The 11,658-nt window shown below is 71.8% G+C and carries 14 protein-coding genes; 7 read left to right on the forward strand and 7 right to left on the reverse strand.

Translation table 11 applies throughout. The annotated features are described in order from the left end of the window. On the forward strand, nt 1–340 hold a 340-nt coding region (locus ACFE76_RS17600), incomplete at its 5' end, for a thiamine phosphate synthase (RefSeq protein ID WP_375433080.1). Between the two features lie 5 nt (nt 341–345). Beyond that, on the forward strand, nt 346–1,167 hold the full coding sequence (thiD, locus tag ACFE76_RS17605; protein ID WP_375433081.1) for a bifunctional hydroxymethylpyrimidine kinase/phosphomethylpyrimidine kinase: 822 nt from the start codon (nt 346–348) through the stop codon (nt 1,165–1,167). Nucleotide 1,168: 1 nt separating this feature from the next. Here thiD and ACFE76_RS17610 read toward each other — a convergent pair whose 3' ends face one another. The 3 genes from ACFE76_RS17610 to ACFE76_RS17620 are packed head-to-tail and all read right to left on the reverse strand — an operon-like array spanning nt 1,169 to nt 2,465. Further along, nucleotides 1,169–1,498, reverse strand: coding sequence for a 4Fe-4S binding protein (locus ACFE76_RS17610; protein ID WP_375433082.1), 330 nt, complete (start codon nt 1,496–1,498; stop codon nt 1,169–1,171). Continuing rightward, nucleotides 1,495–2,064, reverse strand: a complete 570-nt coding sequence (locus ACFE76_RS17615; protein WP_375433083.1) for an NADH-quinone oxidoreductase subunit C — start codon at nt 2,062–2,064, stop codon at nt 1,495–1,497. Before ACFE76_RS17615 ends, ACFE76_RS17610 begins: the two co-directional genes overlap by 4 nt. Continuing rightward, nucleotides 2,061–2,465: an NADH-quinone oxidoreductase subunit B gene (locus tag ACFE76_RS17620; RefSeq protein ID WP_375433084.1), complete on the reverse strand. Its 405-nt coding sequence runs from the start codon at nt 2,463–2,465 to the stop codon at nt 2,061–2,063. The genes ACFE76_RS17615 and ACFE76_RS17620 overlap by 4 nt, the downstream gene beginning before the upstream one ends. 227 nt (nt 2,466–2,692) lie before the next feature. Between ACFE76_RS17620 and ACFE76_RS17625 the strand changes: the two genes are divergently transcribed. From ACFE76_RS17625 to argE, 3 genes are all read left to right on the forward strand, one after another. Further along, complete coding sequence (locus ACFE76_RS17625; RefSeq protein ID WP_375433085.1) at nt 2,693–4,603, forward strand: 2-oxoacid:acceptor oxidoreductase subunit alpha; 1,911 nt, start codon at nt 2,693–2,695, stop codon at nt 4,601–4,603. Further along, nucleotides 4,600–5,709 (forward strand): 2-oxoacid:ferredoxin oxidoreductase subunit beta, encoded by a 1,110-nt coding sequence (locus tag ACFE76_RS17630; RefSeq protein WP_375433086.1) that lies wholly within the window; start codon nt 4,600–4,602, stop codon nt 5,707–5,709. The genes ACFE76_RS17625 and ACFE76_RS17630 overlap by 4 nt, the downstream gene beginning before the upstream one ends. Before the next feature lie 340 nt (nt 5,710–6,049). Then, a complete protein-coding gene (argE, locus tag ACFE76_RS17635; RefSeq protein WP_375433087.1) occupies nt 6,050–7,222 on the forward strand; it encodes an acetylornithine deacetylase in 1,173 nt (390 codons plus the stop codon). Between the two features lie 75 nt (nt 7,223–7,297). Here argE and ACFE76_RS17640 read toward each other — a convergent pair whose 3' ends face one another. Both ACFE76_RS17640 and ACFE76_RS17645 read right to left on the reverse strand, forming a co-directional pair. Next, the gene (locus tag ACFE76_RS17640; protein ID WP_375433088.1) at nt 7,298–7,861 is read right to left on the reverse strand and encodes a cysteine hydrolase family protein; all 564 of its coding nucleotides are present in this window, start codon (nt 7,859–7,861) and stop codon (nt 7,298–7,300) included. After that, nucleotides 7,858–9,327 carry a purine-cytosine permease family protein gene (locus tag ACFE76_RS17645; protein WP_375433089.1) on the reverse strand — a complete coding sequence of 490 codons (1,470 nt, stop codon included), beginning with the start codon at nt 9,325–9,327 and terminating at the stop codon, nt 7,858–7,860. The genes ACFE76_RS17640 and ACFE76_RS17645 overlap by 4 nt, the downstream gene beginning before the upstream one ends. 121 nt (nt 9,328–9,448) lie before the next feature. On the opposite strand from ACFE76_RS17645, the gene ACFE76_RS17650 reads away from it, so the two are divergent. Continuing rightward, complete coding sequence (locus ACFE76_RS17650) at nt 9,449–9,799, forward strand: VOC family protein (RefSeq protein WP_375433090.1); 351 nt, start codon at nt 9,449–9,451, stop codon at nt 9,797–9,799. Nucleotides 9,800–9,903: 104 nt separating this feature from the next. Next, complete coding sequence (rarD, locus tag ACFE76_RS17655; RefSeq protein WP_375433091.1) at nt 9,904–10,818, forward strand: EamA family transporter RarD; 915 nt, start codon at nt 9,904–9,906, stop codon at nt 10,816–10,818. A gap of 232 nt (nt 10,819–11,050) precedes the next feature. Here the strand turns inward: rarD and ACFE76_RS17660 are convergent, their stop codons facing one another. Beyond that, nucleotides 11,051–11,224 (reverse strand): hypothetical protein, encoded by a 174-nt coding sequence (locus tag ACFE76_RS17660; protein ID WP_375433092.1) that lies wholly within the window; start codon nt 11,222–11,224, stop codon nt 11,051–11,053. Continuing rightward, nucleotides 11,224–11,652, reverse strand: a complete 429-nt coding sequence (locus ACFE76_RS17665) for a hypothetical protein (protein ID WP_375433093.1) — start codon at nt 11,650–11,652, stop codon at nt 11,224–11,226. Before ACFE76_RS17665 ends, ACFE76_RS17660 begins: the two co-directional genes overlap by 1 nt. Nucleotides 11,653–11,658: the final 6 nt, after the last annotated feature.

The following is an 11,658-nucleotide window of genomic DNA, read 5'->3' on the forward strand; positions in this document are numbered from 1 at the left end:
CGCACGCCGGCTCGCCGGCCCGGGCTTCCTCATCGGGCTGTCGGTCTCCACCCGCGAGCAGGTCGCGCAGGCGTCCGCCCTGCCACCCGGCACGGTGGACCACCTCGGCGTCGGCCCGGTCTTCGCCACAGCCACCAAACCCGAGGCCGCATCGCCGCTCGGGCTGGCCGGGACGGCTGAGCTGGTGGGGCTGAGCCGCCTGCCCTGCGTCGCCATCGGCGGCATCCAGACAGCGAACGCGGCCGACGTCAGGACTACCGGCGTGGCCGGCATCGCCGTCGTCTCGGCCGTCTGCGCCGCCCCGGACCCCGCAGCGGCAGCGGTCGCGCTGTGTCGGTGACGGCCGTGATCCCCACCGTCCTCACCATCGCGGGAACCGACCCGAGCGGTGGAGCCGGGGTGGCGGCCGACCTCAAGACCTTCGCCGCCCTCGGCGCCTACGGCACGCTCGTGGTCACCGCGGTCACCGCTCAGAGCACCCGCGGGGTGGACGCTGTGCACCAGCTGGACGGGGCGTTCGTCGAGCAGCAGCTGGAGACGCTGCTCGCCGACGTCCGCGTCGATGCGGTGAAGATCGGGATGCTCGGCAGCGCCGGAGTGAACCGGGCCGTCGCCGCCGTGCTGCGCCGGCACCGGCTGCCCTACGTCGTCCTCGACCCCGTCATGGTGGCGACCAGCGGTGACCGGCTGCTGGACGCCGATGCTGTGGCGGCGCTGCGTGAGGAGCTGCTGCCGCTGGCGGACCTCATCACCCCCAACGTGCCCGAGGCCGCCGACCTGCTCGGCATCGCCGAGGCGCGGGACGAGGACGAGATGGCCGTCCAGGCGCGCGACCTGGCCGGACATACCACCCGCGTGCTGCTCAAGGGTGGGCACCTCGGCGGGAGCGAGAGCGTCGACCTGCTCGTCGAGGGCGACACCCTCCTCCGGCTGGCCGCGGAACGCGTCGACACCACCAGCACCCACGGCACCGGCTGCACGCTCTCGGCGGCGATCGCCGCGCTCCGACCGGGCGCACCGGACTGGGCGACCGCCGTCCGCGGCGCCAAGGACTACCTGACCGGCGCGCTCCGGGCGGCCGACCAGCTGCACATCGGGTCCGGTCACGGTCCCCTGCACCACGCCTACGCGCAGCAGGCCCACGCCCGCTGGCCGACCTCGGGCTGACTCACCGCGTCAGGTCGGCGATGCCGTGGCGCAGGATCGACGCGCTCGACGCGGCTGCGGTGTGCTGCGGCTCCCAGGCGAGGGCGTCGAAGGGGCACTCATCCACACAGATGCCGCAGTACATGCACAGGCTCCAGTCGATCTCGAACCGGTCCAGCACGTTCTGCGTACGCACCCGCGTACCGGCCGGCAGGCCGGGCACCGGCTCGGTGTGGGAGTCGATGGTGATGCACCAGCTGGGGCACTCGCGGGCGCACACTATGCAGGAGGTGCAGCTGGCCTCGATCAGCCGGATGGAGCCGTGGTCCGGCGCGAGGCTGGGCTCCGTCACGGACGCCGCCGGCGGGCCCGGCCCCCGACCACCGACTCGGCCACCTCGACCGGGGACGCGGTAGGCGTCTCGGCGTCCCGGTCTCCCCAGACCGCCGGGTCCGGTACGCCGGCGGGCACCATCCGCCGCCGCCCCGGGTTGGCGTCGCTCTCCCCCGGCTCCTTGGCGCCCGGCCACGCGAGCCCGGTCCGGGCGGCCAGCACCTCGTCCTTGCGCATCGGCGTGCCCTCGAGCTCGACGGGCAGCAGCAGCCGCCGCGGGTCGCCGCCGACGAAGTCGACCCCGAACATCTCCGCGGCCTCGCGCTCGTGCCAGCCGGCCCCGGCGTAGAGGTCGCGCACGCTGGCCAGCTGCGGTGCGTCTCGGTCGAGGTCGGTGCTGAGGGTGTAGGTCTGCTGCGGCGCGTCCAGCCGGCGCAGCACCAGCACCACCCGGATCACGTCCTGCCGGCCGATCTCGTCGACCGCCGCGAGCCACTCGAAGAAGGCGAAACCCGCCGCCCGAGCCGCCGCCACCCGCGGTCGCCAGTCCGCCGCCGGTACGGCCTCCACGCCGGGACCGGTCACGCGGCCACCCGCAGCTCGTCCAGCGCCGCCTGCAGCGCGGCCGGCGGCGGCGGGCAGCCGGGGACGTAGACGTCGACGGGCAGCAGCGCGTCCACACCTTTGGTCACCGCGTAGGAGTCCCAGTACGGGCCGCCGGACGAGGCGCAGGCGCCGAGCGAGACCACCGCGGGCGGACGTCCGGAGCGGACGGCGCAAGCGTCGACCAGCGCAACCACCGCGGGTGCGAGCCGGTCGGTGACGGTACCCGACACCACTACGGCCACCCGCGCGCCGTCGGGCAGGTCGGCGACGAGCTCGGCGCCGACCGCCCAGGCCGCGGCCTCGAGCTCGAGGACGCAGCAGGCGAGCCCGACCTCCAGGACGTGCAACGACCCGTCGCCGTACCAGTCCCGCCAGCGCATGGGGAACACCGTAGCCCCGTCCGCGGTTGGGCCAGACGTCACCGACCTTTCTCAGCCGATGGAAGATCCTGGCCGGGGGTAAGGGCAGCCTTATCATGGAGCGCTGAGGGTGGAGCCGTACGTCTCACCACGTTCAGCATCCGGCGGCGCTCCCCGCTCCGAACCATGCTCGGTCGTCGCGCTCGGTACTCACCGTGACGCCCACGTCAAGCGAAAGGCACGTTGTAGTGAAGCAGGTCCACACCCTCGACCGCGTCGTCATCCGGTTCGCCGGGGACTCCGGGGACGGGATGCAGCTGACCGGCGACCGGTTCACCGCCGACTCCGCCGTCTTCGGCAACGACATCTCGACGCTGCCGAACTTCCCGGCCGAGATCCGAGCCCCCCAGGGCACGCTGCCCGGGGTGTCGAGCTTTCAGCTGCACTTCGCCAACTACGACATCATGACCCCGGGCGACCGGCCGGACGTGCTGGTGGCCATGAACCCGGCCGCCCTCAAGGCCAACCTCGCTGACCTGCCGCGGGGCGGCGTGATCATCGCCGACACCGCCGACTTCTCCAAGCGCAACCTCGCCAAGGTCGGCTACGCCGCCAACCCGCTCGAGGACGGCTCGCTGACCGACTACCAGCTGCACGCGCTCGACCTGACCGGCATGACCGTCGAGGCGGTCAAGGAGTTCGGGCTGAGCCGCAAGGACGCCTCCCGGGCCAAGAACATGTTCGCGCTCGGCCTGCTGTCGTGGCTCTACCACCGCCCGACCGAGGGCACGCTCAGCTTCCTGACCCGCAAGTTCGCCTCCAAGCCGGCCATCCGCGACGCCAACGTGACCGCGTTCAAGACCGGTTACGCCTTCGGTGAGACGACCGAGGTGTTCGCCGTCCGCTACGAGGTGGCCCCCGCGCCGATGCCGGCCGGCCGCTACCGCCAGATCAACGGCAACCTCGCCATGGCGTACGGATTGGTCACCGCCGCCCGTAAGGCCGACCTGCCGCTGTTCCTCGGCGCATACCCGATCACGCCCGCCTCGGACGTGCTGCACGAGCTGAGCAAGCACAAGCGGTTCGGCGTGACGACCTTCCAGGCCGAGGACGAGATCGCTGGGGTCGGCGCCGCGCTGGGCGCGAGCTTTGCCGGCCACCTCGGCGTCACGACCAGCTCGGGGCCCGGGATCGCGCTCAAGGCCGAGACCATCGGGCTGGCGGTGATGACCGAGCTGCCGCTGGTCATCGTTGACGTGCAGCGTGCCGGCCCGAGCACGGGGATGCCGACCAAGACCGAGCAGTCGGACCTGCTGCAGGTGATGTTCGGCCGCAACGGCGAGGCGCCCGTCCCGGTGCTCGCCGCCCAGTCACCCTCGGACTGCTTCGACACCGCGATCGAGGGTGTCCGGATCGCCATCAAGTACCGCACGCCGGTGTTCCTGCTCTCCGACGGCTACATCGCGAACGGCGCCGAGCCCTGGCACGTACCCGACCTGAGCGCCATCCCGCCGATCGACCCCGGTTTCGCGACCGAGGCCAACGGCGTGGACGCCAAAGGTCAGCCCGTCTTCCTGCCCTACCTCCGCGATCCCGAGACCCTGGCCCGCCCGTGGGCCAAGCCCGGCACCACCGGGATGCAGCACCGGATCGGCGGCATCGAGAAGGCCAAAGACACCGGCGCCGTCTCCTACGACCCGGCCAACCACGAAGAGATGGTCCGGACCCGCCAGGCCAAGGTCGACGGCATCGTCCGCGACATCCCCGACCTGGTCGTCGACGACCCTTCCGGTGAGGCCCGCGTCCTGGTGCTCGGCTGGGGCTCCACGTACGGTCCGATCACCGCCGCGGCCCGTAGGGTGCGGACGGGCGGCCGCGCCGTCGCCCAGACCCACCTGCGTCACCTGAACCCGTTCCCAGCCAACCTGGGAGAGATCCTGCGTGGCTACGACCGGGTGATCGTCCCCGAGATGAACCTCGGTCAGCTCGCCATGCTGCTGCGGGCGAAGTACCTGGTGGACGTCCAGAGCTACAGCCGCGTCCGCGGTCTGCCCATCTCGCTCAGCGAGCTGGCGCGCGACCTCGAGTCCGAGATCGACGCCCTCGTCCCCGCCAGCACCAGCCCTGCCCTCGCTCGCCCTGAAGGAGCTCTCGCGTGACCGCCCTCGACCACTCGCCGACCGAGATCGGCAGCGCGCCTCGTTCCGGGATCGCCGGCGTGCCGCTGGCGCTGGAGCCGCTGACCCGCAAGGACTTCACCTCCGACCAGGAGGTGCGCTGGTGCCCCGGTTGCGGGGACTACGCCGTGCTGGCCGCGTTCCAGGGCTTCATGCCCGAGCTGGGCATCCGCAAGGAGAACACGGTGATCGTCTCGGGCATCGGCTGCTCGTCGCGGTTCCCGTACTACGTCGACTCCTACGGGATGCACTCGATCCACGGCCGGGCCACCGCGATCGCCACCGGGGTGGCGACGGCCCGCGAGGACGCGGCGGTGTTCGTGATCACCGGCGACGGCGACGCGTTGTCGATCGGCGGCAACCATCTCATCCACCTGCTGCGGCGCAACGTCAACGTGACGGTCCTGCTCTTCAACAACCGGATCTACGGCCTGACCAAGGGCCAGTACTCCCCCACCTCCGAGATCGGCAAGGTCACCAAGTCGACACCGCTGGGCTCGCTGGACAACCCGTTCAACCCGGTCTCGCTCGCGCTCGGCGCCGAGGCGACCTTCGTCGCGCGCACCATCGACTCCGACCGCAAGCACCTGACCGGCGTGCTGCGGGCTGCGGCAGCGCACCGCGGCACGTCGTTCGTCGAGATCTACCAGAACTGCCCGATCTTCAACGACAACGCCTTCGACGCGATGAAGGACCCGAGCACGTCCGCCGACGCGATCATCCCGCTGACGCACGGCGAGCCGATCCGCTTCGGGGCCGAGCTGGCGCCGGGAGCGGGCGGACACCTCGGGGTCGTCCGGGACTCGCGGACCGGTGAGTTCCGCGTGGTCGAGGTCGAGGAGGTCGGGGTGGACGCGCTGGTGGTGCACGACGCCCACATCGTCGACCCCTCGTACGCCTTCGGGCTGTCGCGGCTGACCGACGCCGGCGTGCTGCACCGGGCGCCCGTCGGCATCTTCCGCGACGTCGCCGCGCCGGCGTACGACGACCTTGCCCGCGATCAGGTCGCCCTGGCCAGCGCAGCGGGTGGGGACGACGCCGATCTGCAGTCGCTGATCAACGGCGGCGACACCTGGCTGGTCAACTGACAGGCAAGCGGGCGTCACGGCCAGCGAACCCCGGAAACGCACCCTGAGCAAAGGGCGCCCGTGGCGGCTGCGATGGACGACGGGGTCCGGCTGCGTCATCGGCGGACGTTCGCGGCGCAGGCCGAGCCGCACGCCGCCCACCATTCGACCTGCCCGTTGCCTCACAGCAAGGACTGCTGACCGAGATCGGCGACCTGATCACCGACCGGTACGGCGGCACGATCACCAACCGGTACCTCTTCGGGCTGGTCCTGGGCCCGGACGGTCGGCTGAGCGCCCCGGTCGTGGGTGACCTGGGTGCGACGCCCGGTCCGGCGCTCTGGTGGGAAAGACTGGGCCGGTGCCCACCCCTTCCTCGCTGCCGGCCTCGCTGCCCTGGATCGAACGGCTGGTGTCGCTGGACACCACCAGCCGCAACTCCAACCTGGTCTTGGTCGAGCTGGTCGAGGAGGAGCTGGCCCGGCTCGGCGTCACGTCCCAGCGGATCCCGAACGACGGCGGGACCAAGACCAACCTCGTCGCTACGCTGCCCGCCGCCGACGGCCGTACCGGCGGCGGCATCGTCTTGTCCGGGCACACCGACGTGGTGCCGGTGGACGGGCAGCGCTGGAGCAGCGACCCGTTCCGCCCCGAGATCCGTGACGGCCGGTTGTACGGTCGCGGCACGGCCGACATGAAGTCCTACCTCGGGGTGATACTGCACCAGCTGCCGGCCCTGGCCGCCGCGTCCCTCGCCGAGCCGGTCCACCTCGCCCTCTCCTACGACGAGGAGCTGGGCTGCCTCGGCGGCGCGCGGCTCGCCGCCGCCCTGGGCGGCTGGACCGAGCCGCCCCGGGTCTGCCTGGTCGGGGAGCCGACCGGGATGCGGGTGATCGCCGGGCACAAGTCGAGCAACCTGGTCGAGCTGGTCTTCGCCGGCCGCTCCGCGCACTCCTCGCTCACCCCGGACGGCGTGAACGCCATCGAGTACGCGGCCCGGGCCGTCACCGCCGTCCGGGCCCTGGCCGACCGCCGCCGGACGGAGGGGCCGTTCGACCAGGCCTACCGGGTGCCGTGGACCACCGCCGGAGTGAACGTGATCGACGGCGGCATCGCCACCAACACGGTGCCCGAACGGTGCCGGGTGCAGTTCGAGTTCCGGACGATCGCCGCGGACGACCCGGCCGCGGTGATCGAGGAGATCAGCGCGGTGGCCCGGGAGCTCGAGACACAGATGCAGGCCGAGCACCCGGACACCTCGGTGACGGTGGCGGTGCAGGCGGCGGTACCCAGCCTGGCCAGCCGTACCGACGGGCCGGCGTACCGGCTGGCCACCGAGCTGGGCGGAGCTCCGTCCGCGGACAAGGTCACCTACGGCACCGAGGCCGGCCAATTCTCCGACGCCGGCATCGACGCCGTGGTCTGCGGTCCGGGCGACATCGCCCAGGCCCACGCTGCCGACGAGTACGTCGAGCTCGACCAGATCAAGGCCTGCGAGCGGTTCGTCGACGCACTGCTCCGCCGGACCTTCTAGCGGTCTGACGAGCCCTCCCGCAGGAGGTTGCGCCCTGCTGCTGCGTGGTCGCGGCACCATGTCGCAACGTCTTGGTCAGCCAAGCACCTCGGCCACGGTGGTCAGCCGGATCAGCGGGACGTAGAGGGCCATCGCGTCGAGCGCCCGCTGGTGGTCAGCGTCAGTCGCCCCAGCGCAGGCGTCGGTGACGACCCGGACCGCCACGCCGGCGTCAGCGGCCGCGAGCGCGGTCGAGAGGACGCAGCAATCGGTCGACACCCCGGTGAGCACGATCTCCGGCTCAGGACCGAGCCCTTCATGATTTTGTCCAGCGATGACGGTCGCCAGCTCGGTGCCCCACTTGCCGAAGGTGGTCGCCGTGACCACCGGGTCGTCACCGGCCGGCAGCACCAGGTCGTAGAGCGAGTCGGTCGCCGGCACCAGCGCGAACGACCAGTCGCGGTAGTACGGCACCCAGGCGCCGGTGGGCGTGGTGGGCGCGACGAAGCGGGTGTGCACGGTCCGGCCCGCGAACGCCGGCCGCAGGGCCTGCGTCCCGGCGACGGCTGCGTCGAAGCGGGGCGTCGCCCAGGGACTGGTCGGCTCGCCGAAGATGGTCTGCAGGTCGATCGCGACCAGCCAGGGACCGGTCCGGATCACCGCTCTTCCTGCGCCCGGACGGCCGGACGGCTCAGCAGGGTGCCGACGAAGCCGACGAGCAGGGCCAGCAGCACCCCGAGGTTCGCGTACGCCCAAGCGCCCTCGCGGCCGCCGATCGGTCCGAGCAGGTAGCCCTGCCAGCTCAGCCAGCTCGCGAGGGTGTTGGTCACCAGGCCCCAGCCCAGGAAGGTCGCCACGACGACCAGCACGATCGGCAGCCAGCGGACGTCCCCGTAGCGGCCGCGCGCGTCGTAGAGGTCCGGCTCGTCGTAGTCGCGGCGGCGCAGCGCGAGGTCGGCCAGGAAGATCCCGCACCAGGCCGCGACCGGCACCCCGAGGGTGATCAGGAACCCCTGGAACGGACCGACGAAGCTGGGGGCGAAGAAGACCACGTAGACCGCGCCGAGCACCATCAGCACGCCGTCGACACCGGCCGCGGCGTAGCGCGGGATCCGGACGCCGCCGCTGAGCAGGGCCAGTCCGGAGGAGTAGATGTCCAGCACCGCGCCGCCGACGAGGCCGAGCACCGCCACCAGTGCGAACGGCACCAGGAACCAGGTGGGCAACAGGGTGGTCAGGGCGCCGATCGGGTCGTTCTGGACACCGTCGAACAGCTCCTGGGAGGAGCCCGCGAGGAGCAGCCCGAACACGACCAGCAGCACCGGGGCGAGCGCACCGCCGAGAGTGGTCCAGCCGAGGACGCCCGAGCTGGAGGTGCGGCGCGGCAGGTAGCGGGAGTAGTCGGCGGCGGCGTTCACCCAGCCGAGCCCGAAGCCGGTCATCATGAACACGAGCGCACCGACCACGGCCGGCGTCGCGCCGCTGGGCAGAGCGCTGACGGCGCCGAAGTTGACGTCGCCGACCACCAGGACCACGTAGACCACGGTCAGCACGCCGGTGATGATGGTGATCCAGCGCTGCAGCCGCATGATCACGCTGAAGCCGGCCACTCCCGCCGCCACGATCAGGGCCGCGACCACCACCAGGGCCACGATCTTGGTGCCCGTGCCGCCACCGGCACCCAGCCGGTCGAAGACGGTGGCGGTGCTGAGCACGGCCAGCGCGGTCAGCGCGGTCTCCCAGCCGACGGTGAGCAGCCAGGACAGCAGTGACGGCAGCCGATTGCCACGGACCCCGAAGGCCGCGCGGCTCAGCACCATGGTGGGCGCCGAGCCGCGCTTGCCGGCCAGCGCCACCAGGCCGCAGAGCAGGAACGACACCACGATGCCCACGACCGCGACGACCGTGGCCTGGACGAAGGAGATGCCGAAGCCGAGCACGAACGCGCCGTAGCTGATCCCGAGCACCGACACGTTCGCGCCGAACCACGGCCAGAACAGGTCGCGTGCTCGGCCGTGCCGCTCGCTCTCCTCGATGGTGTTCAGTCCGTTGAGCTCGATGCCGCCCCGCGGTCCCGTGGAGCCGGCGGGCGCGATCGAGGAGGCGCCGAGGTCGGTCGTGGTCATGTCCCGATCGTAGTGACGTCCACTGACATCTCGGAGGACCTCACCGGTCGGCCCGTGCCCACGGCCGATGAGTTCAGGCCTCGGGCGAGGTCTGGTCTGCATGCCGATCACCACGAGAGTCTTGAGCGTCACCCTCCCCGTCGCCGACCAGGACCGGGCGCTGCGGTTCTACACCGAGGTGCTGGGCTTCGAGGTCCGGATGGACGTCGACGTCTGGCCGGGCGCACGGATGGTCGAGGTCGTGCCGCCGAGTTCGGAGGTAGGCCTGGTCCTGCTGCCGCCCGACAGTCCGCTGCCGCTGGCGGTCCGGATGGGCACCAGCGACGCCGCGGCGGCCCACGCCCGGCTACGCGGCGCCGGCGCGACCCTGCACAACGACGAGGTGCTGCACCTGGAGGGTGCGCCGCCGATGTTCTTCTTCGCCGATCCGGACGGCAACGGCCTGGTCCTGCTCGAGGAAACCGGTAGCTGAGGGCGACTGGGAAGCGCCTCTGAGCCGGTGGTCAGACCTCTTGCGTCGCCGGGTCCAGCTGCTTCGATCGGCTAACCTCTCCGGGACGAAACAGGAGGCGGTCGGTGACCGAGCGGGATCGCGAACGCAAGGGCGTCGGCTACGGCCTGGCGGCGTACGGGCTGTGGGGCGTGGTGCCCCTGTTCTGGCCGCTGGTCCGACAGGCCGGCGCGCTCGAGCTGTTGGCCCACCGGGTGGTCTGGTCGCTGGTCATCTCGGCCGTGCTGGCGCTGGTGCTGTTGCCGAAGGGCTGGTACGCCCGGATCGCCACCCGTCGCACCCTCGCGATGCTGGGGCTCGCCGCGGCCGTGGTCTCGGTCAACTGGGGCTGCTACATCTGGGCCGTCAACTCCGGGCACGTCGTCGAGACCTCGCTCGGCTACTACATCAACCCGATCCTCTCGATCCTGATCGGCGTGGTCGTGCTCGGGGAGCGGATGGCGCCACTGCAGTGGGCGAGCGTCGGGCTGGCCGCGCTCGCAGTGGTCGTGCTGACGGTCGACTACGGCCATGTGCCCTGGATCTCGCTGGTGCTGGCGGCCACCTTTGCCACCTACGGGGTGATGAAGAAGCAGGTGAACGGCGGTGCCGTCGAGACGCTGCTGATCGAGTCCGCGCTGCTCACGCCGATCGCGCTGGGTTACCTGGTCTGGCTGCAGGCGCAGGGCGGGACGACGTTCATCACGCTCGGCTGGGCCCACAGCCTGCTGCTGGTGGCGACCGGCGCGGTGACGGTCGGCCCGCTGCTCTGCTTTGCCGCCGCGGCCACCCGGCTGCCGCTGAGCACGCTCGGGGTCTTGCAGTACCTGGCCCCGACGCTCCAGTTCGCCCTGGGCATCCTCTACTTCCACGAGCAGATGTCGCCCGGGCGCTGGGCCGGCTTCAGCCTGGTCTGGGTCGCGCTGATGATCATGACCGGCCACGGCATCCACCGGGCGGGGGTCAACCGACGGTCAGACCTGGTGGCCGAGGCGGCCTGAGCCCGGCCCCGACCGGGCACGAGAGGACGTGGCCAGAGCCCGCCCTCGGCCATGCCCCGACCGAGCGGCGGTGTCGTGCCGGACGACCAGCCGGCCGTCACCCTTGGACGGGCGCGCCCCACCGGGGTTGTCGTACTTGGTGCATCGCACGTCCGTCGTGCTTCGGGGGCCGCGCCCATCGGGCCGCCATCGGCTGTGGCTGGCCGAAGGGCGGTGGCTGCACCCAAGCGGCTCAGGACGGGGCGAGCGCCGGCCCGGAGCCGTTGCTGCTGGGGCGGGCGGCGGGCTGGGCCTCGGCGATCTTGCGGATACCGGCCGGTGTGGGCTTCTGGAGCGACTCGTTGACCCGGACCAGCAGCCGGGCGCGCTGCACGTCGGCGCTCGTCACCTTCACGACCTTCGCCATCAGGGTGCTCCTTCTCCGCGGTGAACAGCTCCAGTATCCCTCGGTGCGTCAAGCGGTCCGAGGTTCAGCCGTGGCGTCGGCAGGCCGTCGGGGTTCTCGCCGGTGCCGACGTCGAGCGCCGCGACCGCGTCCGGGTCGCTCTCCATCTCCTGCTGCAGCCGGCGGAGCCCCGCGGTGATGGCCACGGAGACGGCGTTGAGCTGCGCCTCGGTCAGGTCGCCGGCGTTCAGCAGGTACTGCAGCTGGGCGACCCCGAGCCGGCAGGTCACCGCGTCCGGCTCGAGCGCGAACGAGATGTAGCGGTCGACGTCAGACTGCTTCCGGGCCGCCGCGGCGGTCGAGGTCACGCTGCGGTAGGCGAGCAGTGGCCCGAGGAACGCGCCGACCGCCGCGATCGCCGCCGCGACGAACGTGAACCACTCGAGCATCCGGCT

The sequence above is a fragment of the uncultured Friedmanniella sp. genome, from assembly GCF_964244005.1.
Classification (GTDB): Bacteria; Actinomycetota; Actinomycetes; order Propionibacteriales; family Propionibacteriaceae; genus Microlunatus.